The organism is Streptomyces sp. SID13666, assembly GCF_010548325.1.
Classification (GTDB): Bacteria; Actinomycetota; Actinomycetes; order Streptomycetales; family Streptomycetaceae; genus Actinacidiphila; species Actinacidiphila fildesensis.
The window spans coordinates 1-21156 of record NZ_JAAGLX010000079.1 but is presented as its reverse complement, the minus strand read 5'-3'; the positions used below and the strand labels follow the sequence as shown (position 1 = coordinate 21156).

Annotated in this window: 21 protein-coding genes and 1 pseudogene; 9 read left to right on the top strand and 13 right to left on the bottom strand. The window is 71.9% G+C overall.

Going from position 1 to position 21156, the window contains the following annotated elements:
- Together G3I60_RS42250 and serB are read left to right on the top strand one after the other, a co-directional pair.
- Window positions 1-272 (top strand): annotated as a pseudogene (locus tag G3I60_RS42250) (hypothetical protein); the annotation flags it as partial.
- Between the two features lie 112 nt (window positions 273-384).
- Window positions 385-1638: a phosphoserine phosphatase SerB gene (gene serB / locus G3I60_RS42245; protein ID WP_138354967.1), complete on the top strand. Its 1254-nt coding sequence runs from the start codon at window positions 385-387 to the stop codon at window positions 1636-1638.
- Window positions 1639-1688: 50 nt separating this feature from the next.
- Here serB and G3I60_RS42240 read toward each other — a convergent pair whose 3' ends face one another.
- The 4 genes from G3I60_RS42240 to G3I60_RS42230 form a co-directional block, all read right to left on the bottom strand.
- Window positions 1689-2210, bottom strand: coding sequence for a histidine phosphatase family protein (locus G3I60_RS42240; RefSeq protein ID WP_138354968.1), 522 nt, complete (start codon window positions 2208-2210; stop codon window positions 1689-1691).
- A gap of 94 nt (window positions 2211-2304) precedes the next feature.
- A complete protein-coding gene (locus G3I60_RS42235) occupies window positions 2305-2532 on the bottom strand; it encodes a hypothetical protein (RefSeq protein ID WP_138355037.1) in 228 nt (75 codons plus the stop codon).
- Between the two features lie 170 nt (window positions 2533-2702).
- On the bottom strand, window positions 2703-2825 hold the full coding sequence (locus tag G3I60_RS46625) for an SGM_5486 family transporter-associated protein (RefSeq protein WP_250975239.1): 123 nt from the start codon (window positions 2823-2825) through the stop codon (window positions 2703-2705).
- Window positions 2826-2882: 57 nt separating this feature from the next.
- A complete protein-coding gene (locus tag G3I60_RS42230; protein ID WP_164298422.1) occupies window positions 2883-4214 on the bottom strand; it encodes an MFS transporter in 1332 nt (443 codons plus the stop codon).
- A 22-nt stretch (window positions 4215-4236) separates the two neighbouring features.
- On the opposite strand from G3I60_RS42230, the gene G3I60_RS42225 reads away from it, so the two are divergent.
- Window positions 4237-4917, top strand: coding sequence for a FadR/GntR family transcriptional regulator (locus G3I60_RS42225; protein WP_164298420.1), 681 nt, complete (start codon window positions 4237-4239; stop codon window positions 4915-4917).
- A gap of 88 nt (window positions 4918-5005) precedes the next feature.
- Here the strand turns inward: G3I60_RS42225 and fabI are convergent, their stop codons facing one another.
- From fabI to G3I60_RS42210, 3 genes are all read right to left on the bottom strand, one after another.
- Window positions 5006-5776, bottom strand: a complete 771-nt coding sequence (gene fabI, locus G3I60_RS42220) for an enoyl-ACP reductase FabI (RefSeq protein WP_138354971.1) — start codon at window positions 5774-5776, stop codon at window positions 5006-5008.
- A 5-nt stretch (window positions 5777-5781) separates the two neighbouring features.
- Window positions 5782-6486, bottom strand: coding sequence for a 3-oxoacyl-[acyl-carrier-protein] reductase (gene fabG, locus G3I60_RS42215; protein WP_138354972.1), 705 nt, complete (start codon window positions 6484-6486; stop codon window positions 5782-5784).
- A gap of 123 nt (window positions 6487-6609) precedes the next feature.
- Complete coding sequence (locus tag G3I60_RS42210) at window positions 6610-7536, bottom strand: lytic polysaccharide monooxygenase (protein WP_164298418.1); 927 nt, start codon at window positions 7534-7536, stop codon at window positions 6610-6612.
- A 248-nt stretch (window positions 7537-7784) separates the two neighbouring features.
- Between G3I60_RS42210 and G3I60_RS42205 the strand changes: the two genes are divergently transcribed.
- Genes G3I60_RS42205 through G3I60_RS42195 form a run of 3 tightly spaced genes read left to right on the top strand, consistent with a single transcriptional unit; the run spans window position 7785 to window position 11273 of the window.
- Window positions 7785-9308 (top strand): TldD/PmbA family protein, encoded by a 1524-nt coding sequence (locus G3I60_RS42205; RefSeq protein ID WP_164298416.1) that lies wholly within the window; start codon window positions 7785-7787, stop codon window positions 9306-9308.
- On the top strand, window positions 9305-10699 hold the full coding sequence (locus G3I60_RS42200; RefSeq protein WP_138354975.1) for a metallopeptidase TldD-related protein: 1395 nt from the start codon (window positions 9305-9307) through the stop codon (window positions 10697-10699). Before G3I60_RS42205 ends, G3I60_RS42200 begins: the two co-directional genes overlap by 4 nt.
- A 22-nt stretch (window positions 10700-10721) precedes the next feature.
- A complete protein-coding gene (locus G3I60_RS42195) occupies window positions 10722-11273 on the top strand; it encodes an RNA 2'-phosphotransferase (protein WP_164298414.1) in 552 nt (183 codons plus the stop codon).
- Window positions 11274-11279: 6 nt separating this feature from the next.
- Here the strand turns inward: G3I60_RS42195 and G3I60_RS42190 are convergent, their stop codons facing one another.
- Window positions 11280-11555, bottom strand: coding sequence for a GlsB/YeaQ/YmgE family stress response membrane protein (locus G3I60_RS42190; protein WP_138354976.1), 276 nt, complete (start codon window positions 11553-11555; stop codon window positions 11280-11282).
- Window positions 11556-11790: 235 nt separating this feature from the next.
- On the opposite strand from G3I60_RS42190, the gene G3I60_RS42185 reads away from it, so the two are divergent.
- Both G3I60_RS42185 and G3I60_RS42180 read left to right on the top strand, forming a co-directional pair.
- Window positions 11791-12156, top strand: a complete 366-nt coding sequence (locus G3I60_RS42185; RefSeq protein WP_164298412.1) for a DUF3099 domain-containing protein — start codon at window positions 11791-11793, stop codon at window positions 12154-12156.
- Between the two features lie 177 nt (window positions 12157-12333).
- Window positions 12334-12606 carry a hypothetical protein gene (locus tag G3I60_RS42180; protein ID WP_138354978.1) on the top strand — a complete coding sequence of 91 codons (273 nt, stop codon included), beginning with the start codon at window positions 12334-12336 and terminating at the stop codon, window positions 12604-12606.
- Window positions 12607-12695: 89 nt separating this feature from the next.
- Here the strand turns inward: G3I60_RS42180 and moaA are convergent, their stop codons facing one another.
- From moaA to G3I60_RS42165, 3 genes are all read right to left on the bottom strand, one after another.
- Window positions 12696-13685 (bottom strand): GTP 3',8-cyclase MoaA, encoded by a 990-nt coding sequence (gene moaA, locus G3I60_RS42175; protein WP_343242011.1) that lies wholly within the window; start codon window positions 13683-13685, stop codon window positions 12696-12698.
- Window positions 13686-13832: 147 nt separating this feature from the next.
- Window positions 13833-15461, bottom strand: a complete 1629-nt coding sequence (locus G3I60_RS42170) for a cation acetate symporter (RefSeq protein WP_138354980.1) — start codon at window positions 15459-15461, stop codon at window positions 13833-13835.
- Window positions 15458-15883 carry a DUF485 domain-containing protein gene (locus G3I60_RS42165; RefSeq protein WP_244809815.1) on the bottom strand — a complete coding sequence of 142 codons (426 nt, stop codon included), beginning with the start codon at window positions 15881-15883 and terminating at the stop codon, window positions 15458-15460. The genes G3I60_RS42170 and G3I60_RS42165 overlap by 4 nt, the downstream gene beginning before the upstream one ends.
- A 593-nt stretch (window positions 15884-16476) precedes the next feature.
- Here G3I60_RS42165 and G3I60_RS42160 point away from each other — a divergent pair.
- Window positions 16477-17979, top strand: coding sequence for a S8 family serine peptidase (locus G3I60_RS42160; protein ID WP_239070983.1), 1503 nt, complete (start codon window positions 16477-16479; stop codon window positions 17977-17979).
- A 60-nt stretch (window positions 17980-18039) separates the two neighbouring features.
- Here G3I60_RS42160 and G3I60_RS42155 read toward each other — a convergent pair whose 3' ends face one another.
- Both G3I60_RS42155 and G3I60_RS42150 read right to left on the bottom strand, forming a co-directional pair.
- Window positions 18040-19083, bottom strand: a complete 1044-nt coding sequence (locus G3I60_RS42155) for a zinc-dependent alcohol dehydrogenase family protein (RefSeq protein WP_138354984.1) — start codon at window positions 19081-19083, stop codon at window positions 18040-18042.
- A gap of 122 nt (window positions 19084-19205) precedes the next feature.
- The coding region (locus tag G3I60_RS42150; RefSeq protein WP_239070980.1) for a LuxR family transcriptional regulator at window positions 19206-21156 on the bottom strand (1951 nt) is incomplete at its 5' end.

The window sequence follows — 21156 nt, the reverse complement described above, 5'->3', positions numbered from 1 at the left end:
CGCGGACGTACCCGGTCATCGCCTACGAGCCGGGTCCCTACGTTCCCAGTCCGGCGTACCACCCCGAGGAGGCCGGGCCGAACCCGTACAAGCAGCCGGCGGATCCCGCCGGAAGCGCCGGCAACGACTCGCCGCACGCGGCCCAGACGATGGCCGGCGCCCCGCTGCCCCCGCCGCTGCCGCGCCGCTCGCGTGGCGGCGGCCGCACCGACAAATGGCCCGACCCGCCGGGCGAACCACCGCCCCCGCCGGGAGCGCCCCGCAGGCAGTAAGGGGTGCCGGCGGGCATTCGGGTCGGATTCCGCCTTCGCGGGTCCGGATGGGTGTCCGCCACGCGGGACGGCTCGTCGCGTCCTTGAGGCCGCCGGATACGGTGGTCCCACCATGAACGACGCCACGCAGCCCATCCCTGTCGCCGCCGTTCCCTCCGCGGACGCGCCCACCCTCCTCGTCAAGATCTTCGGCAAGGACCGCCCAGGCATCACCGCCGGACTTTTCGACACCCTCGCCGCGTTCGGCGTGGACGTCGTCGACATCGAACAGGTCGTCACGCGGGGCCGGATGGTGCTGTGCGCGCTGGTGACCGCGCCGACCGCGCCCGGCGCCGAGGGCGAGCTGCGGTCCACCGTGCACAGCTGGTCCGAGTCGATCAAGATGCAGGCCGAGATCATCTCCGGTATCGGTGACAACCGGCCGCGCGGTGAGGGACGTTCCCATGTGACGGTCCTGGGCCACCCGCTGACCGCCGAGTCGACAGCCGCCATAGCGGCTTGCATCACCGCCACCGGCGGCAACATCGACCGGATCTTCCGGCTCGCGAAGTACCCGGTGACGGCGGTCGAGTTCGCCGTCTCGGGTGCCGATCCGCTGGCGCTGCGCTCCGCGCTGGCGACGGAGGCCGCCGCGCGCGGGGTGGATGTGGCGGTGGTCCCGGCCGGGCTGCAGCGCCGGGCCCAGCGGCTGGTGGTGATGGATGTGGACTCCACCGTCATCCAGGACGAGGTGATCGAGCTCTTCGCCGCGCACGCCGGGTGCGAGGCGGAGGTCGCCGAGGTCACCGCCGCCGCGATGCGCGGCGAACTGGACTTCGAGCAGTCGCTGCACGCCCGGGTCGCGCTGCTGGCCGGGCTGGACGCGTCGGTGGTGGACAAGGTCCGCGCCGAGGTCCGGCTCACCAAGGGCGCCCGGACCCTGATCCGCACGCTCAAGCGGCTCGGCTACCAGGTGGGGATCGTCTCGGGCGGCTTCACCCAGGTCACCGACGACCTCAAGGAGCGGCTGGGGCTGGACTTCGCGGCCGCGAACACCCTGGAGGTGGTGGACGGGAAGTTCACCGGCCGGGTGACAGGACCGATCGTGGACCGGGCCGGCAAGGCGCGGCTGCTGCGGAGCTTCGCGGAACAGGCCGGGGTGCCGCTGAGCCAGACCGTAGCGATCGGTGACGGGGCGAACGACCTCGACATGCTGAACGCGGCGGGGCTCGGCGTGGCGTTCAACGCGAAGCCGGTCGTCCGGCAGGCCGCCGACACCGCGGTCAACGTGCCGTTCCTGGACACCGTCCTGTACCTGCTGGGCATCACGCGGGAAGAGGTCGAGGCGGCCGACGCGCTGGACGGCGCCCCGACCGAATCCCGCTAGGCCGGGAGGGGATCGCGTCAGGCCTCGCCACGCGATCCGTCCGGCCGGGCTCAGGCCTCGTGCGGCACCCAGTAGTCGGCCAGCCGACCGACGCCGTGCTCCACGGACTTCCAGGAACCGGAGAACGTGACGACGCCGAAGGCCGCGGTCGGGAAGCCGCCGCGGTTCATCCGGGCCAGGGCGTCCGCCTCGGCGGTGCCAGCGAGGGCGTCGGCGAGGGCGTGCATGCCGGGGTTGTGGCCGATGACCAGCAGGGTGCCGATGTCGTCGGGGGTCTCGTTGAGCAGGGCCAGCAGCTCGCCCAGGCTCGCTTCGTACAGCCGCTCCTCGTAGACCGTCCTGGGTCGCTGCGGCATCTCGTGCGCGGCGAGCTTCCAGGTCTCACGGGTGCGGGCGGCGGTGGAGCACAGGACCAGGTCAGGGGCGATCCCCGCGTCGGCGAGCCGGCGGCCCGCCACGGAGGCGTCCGTACGGCCGCGCTCGGCCAGCGGCCGCTCGTGGTCGGCGACCGAGGGCCAGTCGGCCTTGGCGTGACGGAGTAGGACGATCGTGCGGGGCGAGTCGACGCTCATGCCCCTCAGCTTTCCAGAAAATCCGCGATCAGGCGCGGGCTGGCCGTTACGGCCCGCACCGGCCCGTGGGCGCCGCTCATCAGAGGCCGCGGCATCACAGGAGGTGCTGGGCGATACCGGGGAGCGCGTCCGCGATGCGGGCGATGAGGTGGCCGGCGGGCTCGGCCGCCGAGGTGTCGCTCCGGCCGGGTCCGGCGATCAGCATGAGCAGCGCGGCGAAGGCGAGCGCGGGCAGCGCGACGGCCCACCACGGGAGGCGCGTCTGGACCCCGCCGGCCCCCTGGCCGACCGTGTGCCGCGAGGGGCGGGTGGGTGCCTGGATGGACTGGGTGGACACGGTGACCGCCTCCGTGAAGTGCTGGAATGTTCTGACCCTTCGAAACTACGGAAGGGCACTCGAAGATCCCATCGGGCGGGCCACCCACTCGACCCTGACCTGGCCCCCCTAGGGATGGTGGGGTTGTCCCCACCATCGGCCTCAGGGGCGGCGGTTCAGCCGAACTTGGCCGCGACGGTCGCGATGATCGCGACGAAGGCCGGAACAGCCAGCATCAGACCGATGATGATCATCAGCCGCTTCTGGCTGTGCGGGGGGTTGGGCTCAAGTACGGGCATGGGCCCAGTCTCGCACCGGCGCCGAAGAGGACCGCGGCGGGGTCGCCCGCGGCGCGGTCACAGTTCGTCCTCGATGTACCGGTTGCGTCCGGCCAGCACGCCGACGACGATCTGCGGCACCATGAGCGCCGCCATCAGCGCGATGGGCAGGTCCCAGCCGCCGCTGTGCTGGTAGAGGGCGCCGACCAGGATCGGCCCCGGGATCGAGATCAGATAGCCGGTGCTCTGCGCGAAGGCGGACAGCCGGACCACTCCCGCGCCGGTGCGCGAGCGCATCCCGACCATCGTCAGGGCCAGCGGGAAGGCGCAGTTGGCGATGCCGAGCAGCAGCGCCCACACCCAGGGGGCGCCGGCGGGGGCCAGCCACAGGCCGGTGTACCCGGCGAGGCCGAAGAGCGCGAGGACGACGACGAGCGGACCCTGGTGCCGCATCCGGCCGGCGAGCGAGGGCAGCGCGAAGGAGAGCGGGACGCCCATCACCATCGTCACGGCGAGCAGCGCCCCCGCGGTGCCGGCGGAGAGCCCGGCGTCGCGGAAGATCTGCGGCATCCAGCCCATCGTGACGTAGGCGGCGGTGGCCTGCAGCCCGAAGAAGCAGGCGAGCGCCCAGGCCGTACGGCTGCGGATGATCCGGCCGGTGTTCCCGTCGGTGGCGGGGCCAGAACCTGCGGGGGCGGGCCGCGCGGCGGAGCTGCGGTCCCGGACCAGGCCGAGCCACGGCACGATCGCGACGACGGCGAGCGCCGCCCAGACGCCCAGGCCGAGCCGCCAGCCGTGGCCCATGGCGGAGGTCAGGGGCACGGTCGCCGCGGCGGCGGCCGCGGTGCCGAGGGAGAGCGCCATCGAGTAGAGCCCGGTCATCGCGCCGACCCGGTCGGGGAAGTACCGCTTGACGATCACCGGCATCAGGATGTTGCTCACCGCGATACCGGCCAGGGCCACGGCGCTGGCGGCGAGGAAGAGCACGGTGCCGCTCGCGAACGGGCGCAGCAGCAGCCCGGTGGCGATGGCCGCCATGCCCGCGCAGACCACGGCGCCCGCGCCGAAGCGGCGGGCCAGCCGCGGGGCGGCGATGCCGAAGAGCGCGAAGCACAGGGCGGGCACGGAGGTGAGGAACCCGGCCACGGCGCCGCTCATGCCGAGGCCGGCCCTGACCTCCTTCATGAGCGGCCCGAGGCTGGTGACCGCGGGGCGGAGGTTGAGCGCGGCGAGCACCAGCCCGGCGAGCACGAGGCGGCGCGTCCAGACGGGGAGCGCCGCCGTCTCCGGCAAGGGAGCCGGTAGGGAATCCGGTCCGGGAGCCGGTGCGGACCCGGGTGCGGATCCCGGTATGCCCGGTATGGACACGGCCTTGTCGCGGTCGAGGGTGCGGGGTTCGTCATCGCGCATGCACCCATCATAGAATGATGGGATGAATCTCGGTCCACTCCCCCGGCAGTCCACGCTCGCCGACCAGGTGATCGCCCGGCTGCGTACCCAGATCACGTCCGGTGAGTGGCCGGTCGGCTCCCGTATCCCGACCGAACCCGAGCTGGTCGACCAGCTCGGCGTCGCCCGCAACACCGTCCGTGAGGCAGTCAGAGCGCTGGCCCACAACGGGCTGCTCGACATCCGGCAGGGCTCCGGCACCTATGTCCTGGCCACCAGCGAGCTGGCGGGCGTGATGCAGCGCCGGTTCGCGGACGCCGATCCGCGGCATGTCGCCGAGCTGCGCAGCGCCCTGGAGGCGTCCGCCGCGGGACTGGCCGCCGCCCGCCGCACCGACCGCGATCTGCGGCATCTCGACACCCTGCTGGAGCGCCGCGAGCGGGCCTGGGAGTCGGGGGACGCCGCCGCGTTCGTCGACGCGGACGCGACGCTGCACCTGGCGGTCGTCGGCGCCTCGCACAACGACGTGCTGGTCGAGCTCTACGCGGACCTCGGCGAGGTGCTGCGCGACTTCCTGCGCGCGGACGTCGGCGAGGTGCTGCGCCCGGAGCAGCACCTGGACCACGCCCGGCTGGTGGAGGCGATCCGCGCGGGCGACGCGGGGACGGCGTCGGCCGAGGCCGCCGGGCACGCCTTCCACTGCCGGGGGTTCGGCACGCCCTGACCCCCGCAGAGCACGGCGAACGCCCGGCCCCGGACGCTGTGGAAGCGTCGGGGACCGGGCGTTCGCCGTGCGTCAGGAGCGGTACGGGTCAGGCACCGACCGCGTGCAGGCCGCCGTCGACGTGGATGATCTCGCCGGTGGTCTTCGGGAACCAGTCCGAGAGCAGGGCGACGACACCGCGGCCGGTGGGCTCCGGGTCGGACATGTCCCACTCCAGCGGGGAGCGGTGGTTCCAGACGTCCGCCAGCTCCGAGAAGCCCGGGATGGACTTGGCGGCCATCGAGCCGATCGGTCCGGCGGAGATCAGGTTGCAGCGGACGTTCTGCTTGCCCAGGTCACGGGCGAGGTAGCGGGACGTCGCCTCCAGCGCGGCCTTGGCCGGGCCCATCCAGTCGTACTGCGGCCAGGCGTACTGCGCGTCGAAGGTGAGGCCGACGACCGAGCCGCCTCCGTTGCTCATCAGCGGCAGGCACGCCATGGTGAGCGACTTCAGCGAGAACGCGGAGACGTGCATCGCGGTGGCGACGGACTCCCACGGGGCGTTGAGGAAGTTGCCACCCAGCGCGTCCTGGGGCGCGAAGCCGATGGAGTGCACGACCCCGTCCAGGCTGCCGAGCTCGGTGCGTACGGTGTCCGCGAGCGACCCGAGGTGCTCGGGGTTGGTCACGTCCAGCTCGATGACCTTGGTGGGCTTCGGCAGCTTCCTGGCGATGCGCTCGGTCAGGGTGGGCCGCGGGAAGGCGGTGAGGATGATCTCAGCGCCCTGCTCCTGCGCCAGCTTGGCGGTGTGGAACGCGATGGAGGACTCCATCAGCACTCCGGTGATCAGGATGCGCTTGCCTTCGAGAATTCCACTCATGGTGATCAGTGACCCATGCCCAATCCGCCGTCTACGGGAATGACGGCACCAGTGATGTATGCGGCCTCTTCGGAGGCGAGAAAGCGGACCGAGGAGGCGATCTCCGCGGTCTGCGCGTAACGGCCCAGCGGGATCTGGCCGACGATCTTCTCGCGCTGCTCGTCGCTGAGCGTGCGGGTCATGTCGGTGTCCACGAAGCCGGGGGCTACGACGTTCACGGTGATGTTGCGCGAGCCGAGCTCACGGGCCAGCGAGCGCGCGAAGCCGACCAGGCCGGCCTTGGAGGCGGCGTAGTTCGACTGGCCGGCGGAGCCGAGCAGGCCCACGACCGACGAGATGAGCACGATGCGTCCCTTGCGGGCCCGCAGCATCTTCCGGGCGGCGGCCTTGACCACACGGAAGGTGCCCGTGAGGTTCGTCTCCAGGACCGAGGTGAAGTCCTCGTCGGTCATCCGGAGCAGCAGCTGGTCGCGGGTGACGCCGGCGTTGGCGATCAGCACCTCGACCGCGCCGTGCTTCTCCTCGATCTCCTTGTAGGCCTGCTCGACCTGTTCGGCGTCCGTGATGTCGCACCGCACCGCGAGGAAGCCCGCTGGTGGCTCGCCCGAGCGGTAGGTGATGGCGACCTTGTCACCCGCGTCGGCGAAGGCCTGGGCGATGGCGAGGCCGATGCCCCGGTTTCCTCCGGTGACGAGAACCGAGCGGCTCAACGGATCACCCTTTCCCATAGTTGTGGCTATCACCACGAAACTATCGGTCCGGGCAGCGATACAGGGAACCGGCCCCGACAGGGGCATCCAGCTGTCCCTGTCGGGTCCCTACAGTCGGCGGAGTTACGCCTGTGTGCGGGCTGCGGTCCGGCGGCGGCCGCGGAGGATCATTCCGACGGCTCCCGCGGCGAGAACGGCGCTGCCGCCGAGTGCCGTCTTCAGGGTGCCGGCGGCCTGGCCGCTCGCTGCCGTGTTCTGGGTGACGAGAGTGGTGTCCCCGCCGTGGCCCTGGTGGCTGACCGTCGACCGGCTCGCCCCGGCGGCGATCTGCTGGTCGCTGGGCGCGGCCGGGGCCTTGGCGGCGGTGCCCTGTCCGAAGACGACATCGGAGCAGCCGTAGAACGCCTCGGGGCTGTCGGTGCGCTGCCAGACCTGGTAGATCAGGTGGCGGCCGGAGCGGCTGGGCAGCTTCGCGGTGAAGTTGTAGTAGCCGCTCGTCGCGGTGGAGCTGGTCGTGTAGGTGGCGATCGGAGTGGCGTCCAGGTCGGACCACTTGAGCGGTTTCGTCGGGTCGTAGCCGGCCTTGGTGATGTACAGGGTCATGACGCCGCGGTGGGGCGCGGTGACACGGAAGCCGACGTTGAACGAGCCGGCGGCGACGTTGGTGGCGGGCCAGTCGGTGCGGGCCATGTCGAGGGCCTTGTACTTGTCGCGGTTGGCCGAGCACAGCTTGCCGTCGGGAATGATGTCCCGGCTGTGTCCGTCGGCGTTGGCGATGTTCACCTCGTTCCAGTCGTAGAGCGGCTGGGTGCCGCTCATGGCGACCAGGTCCTTGCAGACCTGCGACTGCGGGTGTTCCGGGCCTTCGGCGTAGCAGGCGGATATCCGGCTGACGGGACTGCTGAGGGCGCCGTGCGCGCTCGCGGACACCGGGGTGAGGGCGACGAGCGCCAGTGCCGCGGCGCCCGCGGCGCCGACGGCCGCGGCATGGCGGAACGCGGGAAGCCGCGGCGGGGGTACACGGAGTGCCGGCAGGTGGGGGGCTGACATGTGGGGGCTCCTTGTCGTGCTGTGGCTGGTGACTGCGCGGACAGGGGCGTGGGGGGACAGCAGAACTGAGCATAGGATTGGTCTGGACCAACGACAAGAGGCCTGCGGCTACCGGCTTCTGACGGAGCATCATCAATTCCCGGAACGCGCCGGATATACCGTGGCCGTCCGTGCTGTCCGAGCGGCATGATTCACTGCGCAGACCTGTCGCATCAGACCTGTCGAATCGGGCGAAGGAGGAGGCCGCTGTGCCTCACGAGGTCGATCAGTCATTCCTGGCACTGCCGCTGCGGGCGCTGGCCGACGCGGCACTCGCCCGGGCCAGGGCGCTCGGAGCCGAGCACGCGGACTTCCGCTTCGAACGGATCCGCAGCGCCGCGTACCGGCTGCGGGACGCCAGGCCGTCCGGCACGTCGGACACCACGGACACCGGCTACGCGGTCCGGGTCGTGCACGGCGGCGCCTGGGGCTTCGCGTCCGGCGTCGATCTGACGATGGACGCGGCGGCGCGGGTCGCCGGCCAGGCGGTCGCCATGGCGAAGCTGTCGGCGAAGGTGATCGCCGCCGCGGGATCCGACGAACGGGTCGAGCTGGCGGACGAGCCGGTGCACGCGGAGAAGGTGTGGGTCTCCGCGTACGGGACCAACCCCTTCGACGTCCCGGACGCGGAGAAGACGGCGCTGCTCGCCGAGTGGAGCGGCCGGCTGCTCGCCGCGAAGGGCGTCGCGCACGCGGACGCGTCCCTGATGACCGTCCAGGAGAACAAGTTCTACGCGGACACCGCGGGCACCAGCACCACGCAGCAGCGGGTGCGGCTGCACCCGCAGCTCACCGCGGTCGCGGTGGACCCCGGCAGCGGCGACTTCGACTCCATGCGCACCCTGGCCCCGCCGGCCGGCCGCGGCTGGGAGTACCTGACGGGCACCGGCTGGGACTGGGACGCCGAACTCGCGGAGATCCCGGAGCTGCTGGCGGAGAAGATGCTCGCGCCGACCGTGGAGGCCGGTTCGTACGACGTCGTCGTCGACCCGTCCAACCTGTGGCTGACGATCCACGAGTCGATCGGCCACGCCACCGAGCTGGACCGGGCGCTGGGCTACGAAGCGGCCTACGCGGGCACCTCCTTCGCGACCTTCGACCAGCTGGGCACGTTGAAGTACGGCTCCGCGCTGATGAACGTCACCGGGGACCGCACCGCGGAGCACGGCCTCGCGACGGTCGGCTACGACGACGAGGGCGTCGCCGGGCAGACCTGGGACCTGGTGAAGGACGGCACCCTGGTCGGGTACCAGCTGGACCGCCGGATCGCGAAGCTCACCGGCTTCGAGCGGTCCAACGGCTGCGCGTACGCCGACTCCCCCGGCCATGTGCCGGTGCAGCGGATGGCGAACGTGTCGCTCCAGCCGGCGCCGGACGGACCGTCGACGCAGGAGCTGATCGGCGGCGTCGAGCGCGGGATCTACATCGTCGGCGACCGTTCCTGGTCCATCGACATGCAGCGCTACAACTTCCAGTTCACCGGCCAGCGGTTCTTCCGGATCGAGAACGGCCGGCTCGCGGGCCAGCTCAAGGACGTCGCCTACCAGGCCACGACCACCGACTTCTGGGGCTCGATGGAAGCCGTCGGCGGCCCGCAGACGTATGTGCTCGGCGGCGCCTTCAACTGCGGCAAGGCCCAGCCCGGCCAGGTCGCGGCGGTCAGCCACGGCTGCCCGTCCGCGCTGTTCCGCGGTGTCAACATCCTGAACACGACCCAGGAGGCCGGCCGATGAGCCCCCGCAGCACCGCTCCGCACGAGATCGTCGAGCGCGCCCTGGCACTGTCCCGCGCCGACGGCTGCGTCGTCATCGCGGACGAGGAGTCCAGTGCCAACCTGCGCTGGGCGGGCAACGCACTGACCACCAACGGCGTGACCCGGGGCCGCACCCTCACCGTCATCGCGACGGTGAACGGCTCGCAGGGCGCCGCCTCCGGTGTGGTGTCCCGCTCCGCGGTGACCACCGACGATCTGGAGCCGCTGGTCCGGGCCGCTGAGGAGGCGGCCCGCGCCGCGGGACCGGCCGAGGACGCGCAGCCGCTCGTCGAGGGGACCGCGCACTCCGCCGCCTTCACCGAGCCGCCCGCCGAGACCTCCTCCGAGGTCTTCGGGTCGTTCGCACCGGCGCTGGGCGAGTCCTTCGCGACCGCGCGGGCCGGCGGACGGCAGCTGTACGGCTTCGCCTTCCACTCGGTGACCTCCAGCTACCTGGGCAGTTCCACCGGGCTGCGGCTGCGGCACGACCAGCCGACCGGCACCATGGAACTCAACGCCAAGTCGCCGGACCGCTCCCGGTCCGCCTGGGCCGGTGCCTCGACCCGGGACTTCAAGGACGTCGACCCGGCGGCGCTCGACGCGGAGCTCGCGCAGCGGCTCGCCTGGGCGGAGCGCCGGATCGAGCTGCCCGCCGGCCGCTACGAGACGCTGCTGCCGCCGACCGCCGTCGCGGACCTGGCGATCTACCAGCTGTGGTCGTCCGGAGCCCGGGACGCGGCCGAGGGCCGCACCGTCTTCAGCAAGCCCGGCGGCGGCACCCGGGTCGGGGAGAAACTCTCCGACCTGCCGCTGACGCTGCGCAGCGACCCGCAGGCGCCCGGTCTGGAGTCGGCGCCGTTCGTCATCGCGCACGCCTCGGGCGACGACTCCTCGGTGTTCGACAACGGCCTGCCGGTCGGTCCGGTCGACTGGATCCGGGACGGGGTCCTCAACCGGCTGCCCACCACCCGGCACAGCGCGGGCCTCACCGGCCTGCCGGTGACCCCGGCCGGCGACAACCTGATCCTGGACGGCGGCGGCACGAAGTCGCTGGAGGAGATGGTCGCGGCCACCGACCGCGGGCTGCTGCTGACCTGCCTGTGGTACATCCGCGAGGTCGATCCGGCGACGCTGCTGCTCACCGGCCTCACCCGGGACGGGGTCTACCTGGTCGAGAACGGCGAGGTGACGGGCGCGGTGAACAACTTCCGGTTCAACGAGTCGCCGGTGGACCTGCTCGGCCGGGTCGCCGAGACCGGCCGCACCGAACGGACGCTGCCGCGCGAGTGGAGCGACTACTTCACCCGGGCCGCGGCACCGGCCATGCGGATCCCGGACTTCAACATGAGTTCGGTCAGCCAGGGCGTCTGACCCTGCCAGGAGGATGACGACGGTGGACGAGAAGCGGACGGTCAAGGTCTCGAAGTTCCTGGCCCTGGTGCTGCGGCACGATCCGGGAGCGGTCGGGGTGACCCTCGACGAGGGCGGCTGGGTGGCGGTGGACGAGCTGATCGCCGCCTGCGACCGGGCGGGCCGCCGCTTCTCGCGCGCCGAGCTGGACCATGTCGTCGCGACGAACAACAAGAAGCGGTACGAGTACTCGCCGGACGGCCGGCTCATCCGGGCCAGCCAGGGGCACTCGGTCGCGGTGGACCTCGGACTGGCGGCCGCGCCGCCGCCCGACGTGCTGTTCCACGGCACCGCGACGACGACGCTGCCGCTGATCCTCCGGGACGGGCTGCTGCCGATGTCCCGTCAGGACGTCCATCTGTCGGCGGACGTGGAGACGGCCGTGCGCGTGGGTGCGCGGCACGGCCGTCCGGTGGTGCTGGAGGTGGACGCTGCCGGGCTGGCCGCCGAGGGCCATGTGTTCCGGGTCAGCGCCAACGGCGTGTGGCTGACCGACCGGGTTCCGCCGGCGCGGTTGCGACAGCGCCCGGTCTGAGGGTCGTCAGGCGGCTTCCTTCTTGCCTCGGATCGCCGCCCACAGTCCGTCGCCGACGGCCACCACCGCGATGGCGCCGAGCAACTGCAGCAGGTGCCGGGTCCAGTCGATGCCACTGGTGTCGTTGACGCCGATCCAGGTCGCCACCGCGTTGCCCAGGATGCTGCCGAGCATGCCGAAGATCGCGGTCAGCCACAGCGGGATGGACTGCTTGCCGGGCAGGATCGCTTTCGCGATCAGACCCAGAACCAGACCGACGATGATCGCCCACAACCAACTCATGTCACACGCCTCCTCGCGTTCGAGTGACGATGCACTCGTGACGTCAGTCTGATCCGGGGTGGGCTACGCCGCATGTCGGGGGCGTCCATACGCCGTACGACGGGGTCGGCACGCCACTCGCGGGGCGGCCCCGGTCTCGAATGCGGCGGACCCGCGGCGTACCGTGAGAAGGGCCTGGGGCGGGTCCCCGCAACAGAATTCGGTACGGCCCGGTGGGTCGAGCAGGCGGTGGAATGTGATGCGGAAGCACAGTGACGGCGAGGTCTTCCGGATCACCGGAGCCCGGACCGGTCTCACTCAGGATGTACAGGGCAGGCAGCGCCGCTACGTCATCTCGATGCTGGTCCGTACCGCCTCGGTCATCGCGACCGTGACCTTGTGGAACGTACAGCGGCCGCTGGCCTGGGTCGCGCTGGTGCTGGGCGCGCTGCTGCCCTATGTCGCGGTGGTCATCGCCAACGCGGGACGGGCGAACGCGCCGTCGCTGCCGTCGTCCTTCGTCCCGCCGCCGACCCGGCCGATGCTGGAACCGGTCGTCCTGGAGGGTCACGTGGAGCCCGGAACGGAATATCCGGAGGGTCCGTACAGCAGTCGAAACTGAGCCGCGGCTGGCCGGAAACCTCAAGAAAAGCTCAGATCAATCATGAGGATCCACTCCTCGACCGGGGTGCACGCGTGACATACTTCGTACGCGCTCCGCATCCCCCGTCGGAGCGACGGACCGACGCCGGGCGGCTCCCCCCGTGGCTGCCCGGCGTCGCCATGTTTACTGGCAGCTATGAACGACGTGACGCCGATCTGCTCGGCCAAGGGCTGCCGCACCACCGCCGCGTGGGTGCTGGCGTGGAACAACCCCAAACTGCACACCCCGGACCGCCGGAAGACCTGGCTCGCCTGTGACGAGCACCGGGAGCACCTGTCGCAGTTCCTGGACCTGCGGGGGTTCCTGAAGGACGTCGTGCCGTTCGCGGACTGGCGGGACCCTGCGGACCCCGCGGACCCCGTCGCGCCGGAGAATCCCGCGGCACCGGGGAGCCCGGCGGCGTCCTGATAGCGGACGGAACCGCGGTCCGGCCCGTCGGGCCCAGACGCAGACTCCGGCCCCGGATTCCGGGGTCGGACTCCGGGGTCGGGCGGGTACTAGCCGCCGATCGCCGACATCGGGCGGTCAGGCTGCAGGAACGACGGGTCGTCGAGCCCGGAGCCGGCCTTCTTGCCCCACATCGCGGTCTTCCACAGCGCGGCGATCTCCGCGTCGGTGGCACCGGAGCGCAGCGGGGCGCGCAGGTCGGACTCGGTGCGGGCGAAGAGGCAGTCGCGGACCTGGCCGTCGGCGGTGAGCCGGGTACGGTCGCAGGCGCGGCAGAAGGGGCGGGTCACGGAGGCGATGACGCCGACCCGGGCCGGGCCGCCGTCCACCAGCCAGCGTTCGGCGGGCGCGGAGCCGCGGGCTCCGTTGGGCTCGGGGGTGAGCGTGAAGCGGGTCCTGAGGCTCTCCAGGATCTCCTCGGCCGTCACCATGTCGCTGCGCTGCCAGCCGTGCTGCGCGTCCAGCGGCATCTGCTCGATGAAGCGCAGCTCGTAGTCGTTCTCGACGGCCCACTGGAGCAGGTCCGGGGCCTCGTCGTCGTTGACGCCGCGCATGAGGACCGCGTTGACCTTCACCGGGGCCAGGCCGGCGCCGCGGGCCGCTTCCAGCCCGCCGATGACGTCATGGTGGCGCTTGCGCCGGGTCATGGCCTGGAAGACCTCGGGGCGCAGGGTGTCGAGGGAGACGTTGACCCGGTTCAGGCCGGCGTCGCGCAGCGCGGCTGCGGTGCGTCCGAGGCCGATGCCGTTGGTGGTCAGCGATATCTGGGGGCGGGGTTCGAGGGCCGCGACGCGTTCGATGATGCCGACCAGGCCGGGGCGCAGCAGCGGCTCGCCGCCGGTGAAGCGGACGTCCTTGACGCCGAGGTCGGTGACGCCGATCCGTACCATCCGGACGATCTCGTCGTCGGTGAGCAGCTCGGGCTTGGCCAGCCACTGCAGGCCCTCCTCGGGCATGCAGTACGTACAGCGCAGATTGCACCGGTCGGTCAGCGAGACCCGCAGATCGGTGGCCACGCGTCCGTAGGTGTCGATCAGCACGCGTTCCGCCTCCCTCGCGGGCACCAGGTGCGCCCGCCACTCCAGCTTAGGACCACGGTGACCCACCGCGTATCGCCGCAGCGTACGCGATGGGCCCCATATTGCAACAGTTTGTTGAACCGTGGTCTCTCGTGGGGGGCAGGCCGGTCAGTGTGCCCCGGCGCCGGTCATGGAGCGGACCTCCAGCTCCTTGTACTTCTCGAGGTCCGGCTCCTCCTTGGACAGGACCGTGCCCAGCCAGCCGAGCAGGAAGCCCAGCGGGATGGAGACGATGCCCGGGTTGCCCAGCGGGAACCAGTGGAAGTCGCTGCCGGTGAAGAGGGAGTCGGGGGCGCCGGAGACGACCGGCGAGAAGATCACCAGGGCGACCGAGGAGACCAGTCCGCCGTAGATCGACCAGGTCGCTCCCGAGGTGGTGAACTTCTTCCAGTACAGGCTGTAGAGGATGGTCGGCAGGTTGGCGGAGGCGGCCACCGCGAAGGCGAGCGCCACCAGGGCCGCCGCGTTGAGTTTGGTGGCGTACATGCCGAGCCCGATGGAGACCGCGCCGATCGCGACCGCGGCGATCTTGGCGGTGATGACCTCGTTCTTCTCGCTCACCTTGCCCTTGCGGATCACGTTGGCCCACAGGTCGTGCGCGAACGAGGCCGACGAGGCGAGGGTGAGGCCGGCGACGACGGCGAGGATGGTGGCGAAGGCCACCGCGGAGATCACCGCGAGCAGGATCGCGCCGCCGGTGGTGCCGGGGCCGCCGCCGACGTACTCGGCGAGCAGCGGCGCCGCGGTGTTGCCGGACTTGTCGCTCGCCTTGATCTTGGCGGCGCCGACCAGCGCCGCCGCACCGAACCCGAGCGCGATGGTCATCAGATAGAAGCCGCCGATGATGCCGATCGCCCAGTTCACGGACTTACGGGCGACCTTCGCGGACGGCACGGTGTAGAAGCGCACCAGGATGTGCGGCAGCCCGGCGGTGCCCAGGACGAGGGCCAGGCCCAGCGAGATGAAGTTGATCTTGCTGGTGCTGTCGATGCCGTACTTGAGGCCGGGCTCCAGGAACTTGTGCCCCTGGCCGCTCTTCTCGGCCGCGGCGCCCAGCAGCGTGGACGGGTTCCAGTGGAACTTGTTGAGCACCAGGATGGTGATCAGCAGGGTGCCGAGGATCAGCATCACGGCCTTGATGATCTGCACCCAGGTCGTGCCCTTCATGCCGCCGATCGTCACGTACAGCACCATGACGATGCCGACCAGCGCCACGATCAGCCGCTTCGGGCCCTCGCCGGTGACACCGAGCAGCAGCGAGACCAGGGCGCCCGCGCCGACCATCTGGGCCAGCAGATAGAAGATCGACACGACGATGGTCGAGGTGCCGGCGGCGGTGCGCACCGGTCGCTGGCGCAGCCGGTACGCGAGCACGTCGGCCATGGTGAAGCGGCCGGAGTTGCGCAGCGGTTCCGCGACCAGCAGCAGGGCGACCAGCCAGGCGACCAGGAAGCCGATCGAGTAGAGGAAGCCGTCGTAGCCGACGAGCGCGATGGCGCCGGCGATACCGAGGAACGACGCGGCGGACATGTAGTCGCCGGAGATCGCCAGACCGTTCTGGAACCCGGTGAAGCCGCGGCCGCCCGCGTAGAAGTCGGTGGCGTCCTTCGTCTGGCGGCCGGCCCAGACGGTGATGCCGAGGGTGATGACGACGAACACGGAGAAGAGCGTGATGATCAGGGTGCGGTGCTCGGACGCCGCCGCCTCGGCCGCCAGGTTGATCGTGCCGGTGGTCATGAGCGGTCCTCCAACGTAGCGTCGTTCTCCAGCCGCGCCCCGGGAACCTCGGCCGCCGGGTCGAGGCCGACCGACGCGGTGCGGTTCTCCAGCCGCGCCTTGAGGGCCTCGGCCCCCGGGTCGAGCCGGGCATTCGCGTACCTGGCGTATATCCACGCGATGAGGAACGTGGTGAGGAACTGCGCGAGGCCGAAGACGAAGGCCACGTTGATGTGCCCGACGACCTTGGTCGCCATGAACCCGCCCGCGTAACTCGACAGGAGTACGTACAGCAGGTACCAGGCGAGGAAGGCGACGGTGACCGGGAACGCGAACACCCGGTAGGAGTGCCGTAGTTCGCCGAATTCCGGGCTCGCCTCGACCTCGGAGTACGAGGCGGGGGTCGGCGGGCCCGGGGTGGCGGACGGTGGTGCGGGATCCACGGTGCCTCCATGAGTGATCTGCGTCACGTCGATGATCGGAGACCGCATGTTAGAGGTGTGACGGCGGGTGTTCAACAGGCCATGGGTGAAATCTGCCGCCATCCGGATCAGGGCCGACACCGGGACCGGGGCGCTTCGTTGTACAGAGTGCCCAGCACCGCCACGAAGCGGCCCGGACGCGGCCGTGACGCAGCACCGAGGACATCGCCCGTGAACACCCCGCCGAGTTCCCCGCCCCCGGGTCCGCACCGACTGCCCTACGGGGCCGTCCGGTTGACCGTCCCGGTGGCCGCGGCACCGCAGCCGGCCGGCCGTGCGGCGCCCGGGCGGTGGTACGGACCGCGGGTGGTCATACCCCTGTTGAGCATCGAGGCGCTGCGGTCCGGCCACAGCGGTGGCTGACGCGCCACCGGTTCGAACGGGAATCCGGTAGGAATCCGGGATTTCCACCGCAATCCATTGATGGCGCCACCGGTACGACGATAGCTTCCATCGTCATGTACCCGTCCAACGGCAACCGTGCCGTCAGGGCGGGTCGTTGGACGATTGGAGATCCCATGGTTCCTCTTCACAGACGGTCCGGACGGCGCCGCATGCTCGCGGCGACCGTCGGGATGGCGCTGGCGGCAGCCGTCGCCGTACTGCCGGGCGCCGCTTCGGCGTCGGCGGCGGACAGCACGGTGGCGGCCGACGGCCCGCTGCTGTCCTACGTGGTCAACACCAAGGTGGACCACGGCACCGTCAAGAGCGTCGAACGCGCGATATCCCGGGCCGGCGGCCAGGTGGTCATCTCGTACGAGAAGATCGGCGTCATCGTCGTGCACTCGGCGAACCCGGGCTTCGCCGCCGCGATACGCAAGGCCCATGGAGTACAGACCGCGGGCGCCACCCGCACCGCCGCCATCGCTCCGGCCTCGACCACCGAACTGGGTGCGCCGGAGCGGCTCACGGCCGCACAGGTCGCCGCGGCCACCGCGGCCAACGCGAAGGCCGGCACCGAGCAGGAACCGCTGGAGGCGAACCAGTGGGACCTGGTGGCCATCAAGGCCGACAAGGCCGCGAAGATCAACCCGGGCAGCCGGAAGGTCACGGTCGGTGTCATCGACACCGGTATCGATGACACCCACCCGGATCTCGCCGCGAACTTCTCCGCCTCGCAGTCCGCGAACTGCGTGGGCGGAGTGGCCGACACCACCCCGGGCGCCTGGCGCCCGTACGACCCGGCCAGTGACTACCACGGCACGCATGTGGCGGGCGAGATCGCCGCGGCGCGCAACGGCATCGGCGTGGCCGGTGTCGCACCCAACGTCAAGGTCGCGGCCATCAAGGTCAGCGACCCCGTCACCAGCCTGTTCTACCCGGAGAGCGTGGTCTGCGCGTTCGTCTTCGCCGCCGACCACGGCATCTCCGTGACGAACAACAGCTATTACATCGACCCGTGGCTCTACAACTGCCTGGACGACCCCGACCAGCGCGCGATCGTCGACGCGGTCAACCGCGCGTCGAAGTACTCCGAGCGCAAGGGCGTACTGAACGTCGCGTCGGCCGGCAACTCCAACGACGACCTGGACTCGAACGCGCTCTCCGACGCGTCCAGCCCTGACGACGGCACCCCGGTCGACCGCACCGTCGACCCGCACAAGTGCTTCGACATCCCGACCCAGCTGCCCGGCGTCGTCACGGTCTCCGCGACCGGCGTGCAGAACCTCAAGTCGTACTACTCCAGCTACGGCCGGGGCGTCATCGACGTCGCCGCCCCTGGCGGGGACAAGTACCAGATCCCGGGAACCCCGGACAAGAACGGCCGGATCCTGGCCACGCTGCCCGGCAACACCTACGGATACCTGCAGGGCACCTCGATGGCCAGCCCGCACGTGGCGGCCGTCGCGGCGCTCATCAAGAGCAGGCACCCGCACGCCACGCCCGAGCAGATCCAGTGGCTGCTCAAGGCCGAGGCCGACAACCCCGGCTGCCCGACGGGCCTGTACGACCCGGACGGCAACGGAGTGCAGGACGCCACCTGCACCGGCCCGAAGCGGCTGAACAGCTTCTACGGGTACGGCATCGTCGACGCCCTGGACGCCGTCACCAAGTAACGAACGGCTGCCGATGACGCCGGGCGGGCCCGATGGACGGGCCCGCCCGGCGTTGCATCGTCAGAGCTTGACGATGACCTTCAGGGCGGTGCGCTCGTCCATCGCCTTGTAGCCGCCGGGGACGCCCTCCAGGCCGACCGCGTGGTCGAAGACCGGGGACGGGTCGATGGCGCCGGACAGGATGTCGGGGAGCAGCTCCGGGATGTAGCTGCGGACCGGGGCGACGCCGCCGCGCAGGGCGATGTTGCGGTTGAACATCTCGCCGAGGTCCAGGCCGGTGCCGCTGCCGTGCGGGACGCCGACGTAGCCGATCGCGCCGCCGTCGCGGGTGATGCCGACGGCCGTCCGCATGGACTGCTCGGTGCCGACCGCCTCGATGACGGCGTGCGCGCCCTGCCCGCGGGTCAGCTCGCGGACCGCCGCGACGGCGGCCTCGCCGCGCTCGGCGACGACGTCGGTGGCGCCGAACGTGCGGGCGATGTCGGTGCGCGCCGTGTGCCGGCCGAGCGCGATGATCCGCTCAGCGCCCAGCCGCTTGGCGGCGAGCACACCGCACAGGCCGACCGCGCCGTCACCGACGACCGCCACCGTCGTGCCGGGGCCGACCCCGGCGCCGATGGCGGCGTGGTGGCCGGTGCCCATGACGTCGGACAGCGCGAGCAGCGCGGACAGCAGACGGTCGTCGGAGAGCGCCTCGGCGGGCAGCTTGACCAGGGTGGCGTCGGCGAAGGGCACCCGGACGGCCTCGCCCTGGCCGCCGTCGGAGCCGACCGAGCCCCAGAAGCCGCCGTGCACACAGGAGGTCGTCAGGCCGTCGGCGCAGTACTCGCAGACGCCGTCGGACCACATGAAGGGGGCGACGACCAGGTCGCCGGCCGTCAGTCCCGACACCTCGGAGCCGGTCTCCTCGACGACGCCGAGGAACTCGTGGCCGATGCGCTGCCCCGGCTCGCGGGCGGCCTCGCCGCGGTACGCCCACAGGTCGCTGCCGCAGATGCAGGCACGGACCACCCGGACGACGGCGTCGCCGGGCTGCCGGATCGCGGCGTCGGGCACGTCCTCCACCCTGATGTCGAACGGGGCGTGGATGGCGGTGGCGCGCATGGGGGTGTCCTTGCTGCTCAGCTCAATGGGGTGACTTCACGGTACGCCAGCGGTCCGGGGGCCGCACTCCGCGGGTCACGGCTGGTCAGGGCACCGGCCGGCAGGTGCTGCGCCGCGGCCGGTCACCGTCCGGCCGGGTCCCCCGGAGCCGCCGCCAGCGCCGTCGGCAGATCGGCCCGCTGCCGGATGCCGAGCTTCCGATAGGTGCTGGTCAGATGGGTCTCGACGGTCCGGCGGGCCAGATGCAGCAGCTCCGCTATCTCGACGTTGCCGTGGCCCGCGGCGGCAAGCTCCGCTATCCGCCGCTCGCTGCCCGTCAGGGCGCCGGTTCCGGTGTGCGGGATCCGGCGCGGGCGGGCGCCGCCGTCCCGCAGCGCCCGCCGCGCGAGCCGGCCCAGGCGTACGGCGCCGAGCCGCTCGGCGCGCGCGGCGGCCTCCCGCAGCACGTCGCGGGCCTGTCCTGAGCGCCCGGCGGCGGTGAGGGAGCGGCCCAGGCCGAGCTGCGCGGCGATCAGTTCCGGCTCGGCGGCCGGCTCCTCGCGCAGCCGGGTGACGGCCTCCTCGAGCAGTTCGATGCCGCGCCGGCCGCCGGTGGCCGAGCCGAGCGCGCGCAGGGCGCGACCCTCGGTACGGGCCGTGCCCCAGATCCTGGCCAGCCGCAGCTCCTCGGCGGCGAGCGGCACCGCCTCGCCGGCCCGGCCGGTCCGCACCAGACTGTCGGCGGCCGCCGAGCGCCAGGCGGTGACGACCGGGCTCACCACACCGCGGGCGACCTGCCGCCGGCCGCAATCGGTGAGGTCCTCCAGCGCGCCCCCGTCATCACCCCGCGCAGCCCGCAGCAGACCGCGCGCGTACAGGAACTCGCACCACTGCCAGGAGTTGTCGGGACCGCGGCCCGCGAGCTTCCCGGCGAGCCCGGCCGCCTCGTCCAGCCGGTCGAGTTCGGTGAGCGCGATCATGGTCTGGGCGCCGACGTGCACATTGGCGGCGGGGTCCTGGTCGTCGACGAGCCGCGCGAAGTCCCCCCGCATGACGGCGGCCTCGGCCCGCACGCTCACCAGGCACTCATGGCCCGGATGCAGCACCGGCTCGCCGAGCGGGATCCGGGCGGCGTACCGTTCCGCCTCGTCCAGCAGGTCGGCCCACTGCGCGACGGTGGCGACCGACCCCAGGACGTACGGCTCCAGCAGCGGGTCCACCGAGCCGTGCGCGAGCAGCGGACGCACCTGCTCCCAGGCCTGTTCCGCCGAGAGCAGCCCGGCGGCCGACTCGTACTCGGTGAGCATCATCTCGGCCATCGGGTCCGGGTCGCCGAGATGCCGCAGCCGCAGCAGTTCGGAGATCATCTGCCGCCAGCTCTCCCCGTCGTGCGAGGCGATGAGCGCGGTCGCCGCCTGCACCGCGCTCAGCAGGTCGGGGCGGCCGGCGAAGCCGTCGGCGAGTTCGCGCAGCACGGCGATGGCCGCGGGCACCTCGCCGTGCGCGGCGAGCGCCGTGCCCAGCGCGCTGGCCACCCGCACCCGGCCGTGCCCGTCCTGCTGCACGCGCAGCGCCTCGGCGAGCCGCCGGACCCCCGCCGCCCGGTCGATCCGGACCTCCAGGCAGCCCAGTTCGGTGAGCACGCTGCCGCGCCGCTCGGTGGTGAGAGGCTCGTCCAGCGCCCGGCGCAAGTGGGCGACGGCCCGCGGAACGCCCGCCGGTTCCGAGCGGGTCTCCTGCGCGGCGGCGAGCAGCACATCGGCCGCCCACGCCTCGCCGACCGGCGGGACCGGCAGCAGATGCCCGGCGACGGCGCCGGCCCGGTCGCCGCGCTCGTGCAGCAGCCGGGCCGCGGTGCGGTGCGCCGCGTCCCGGCGTTCGCGGGGCAGGGTGTGCAGCACCGCGTCGCGCAGCAGCGGGTGGGCGAACATGGCCGGCCCGCCGGCTTCGCCGCCTCCTGCGGCCAGGAAGCCGTGGTGCCGCAGCGCGGCGGCCCAGCCGGCCAGCCGTGCGGGATCGGCGGTCTCCGGCTCGCCGCACGCCGGCCCCGCGCCGACGTGCCCCGGCACCGTGAATCCCTTCCGCCCGGTGCGG

Excerpts from the sequence above, each read along its gene's own strand:
- G3I60_RS42225 (WP_164298420.1), top strand. The coding sequence starts at position 4,237 with ATGAATCTCGGTCCACTCCCCCGGCAGTCCACGCTCGCCGACCAGGTG.
- serB (WP_138354967.1), top strand. The coding sequence starts at position 385 with ATGAACGACGCCACGCAGCCCATCCCTGTCGCCGCCGTTCCCTCCGCG.
- G3I60_RS42200 (WP_138354975.1), top strand. The coding sequence starts at position 9,305 with ATGAGCCCCCGCAGCACCGCTCCGCACGAGATCGTCGAGCGCGCCCTG.
- G3I60_RS42240 (WP_138354968.1), bottom strand. The coding sequence starts at position 2,210 with ATGAGCGTCGACTCGCCCCGCACGATCGTCCTACTCCGTCACGCCAAG.
- G3I60_RS42190 (WP_138354976.1), bottom strand. The coding sequence starts at position 11,555 with ATGAGTTGGTTGTGGGCGATCATCGTCGGTCTGGTTCTGGGTCTGATC.
- fabI (WP_138354971.1), bottom strand. The coding sequence starts at position 5,776 with ATGAGTGGAATTCTCGAAGGCAAGCGCATCCTGATCACCGGAGTGCTG.
- G3I60_RS42180 (WP_138354978.1), top strand. The coding sequence starts at position 12,334 with ATGAACGACGTGACGCCGATCTGCTCGGCCAAGGGCTGCCGCACCACC.
- G3I60_RS46625 (WP_250975239.1), bottom strand. The coding sequence starts at position 2,825 with ATGCCCGTACTTGAGCCCAACCCCCCGCACAGCCAGAAGCGGCTGATG.
- G3I60_RS42155 (WP_138354984.1), bottom strand. The coding sequence starts at position 19,083 with ATGCGCGCCACCGCCATCCACGCCCCGTTCGACATCAGGGTGGAGGAC.
- G3I60_RS42210 (WP_164298418.1), bottom strand. The coding sequence starts at position 7,536 with ATGTCAGCCCCCCACCTGCCGGCACTCCGTGTACCCCCGCCGCGGCTT.
- G3I60_RS42160 (WP_239070983.1), top strand. The coding sequence starts at position 16,477 with ATGCTCGCGGCGACCGTCGGGATGGCGCTGGCGGCAGCCGTCGCCGTA.
- G3I60_RS42230 (WP_164298422.1), bottom strand. The coding sequence starts at position 4,214 with ATGCGCGATGACGAACCCCGCACCCTCGACCGCGACAAGGCCGTGTCC.
- G3I60_RS42170 (WP_138354980.1), bottom strand. The coding sequence starts at position 15,461 with ATGACCACCGGCACGATCAACCTGGCGGCCGAGGCGGCGGCGTCCGAG.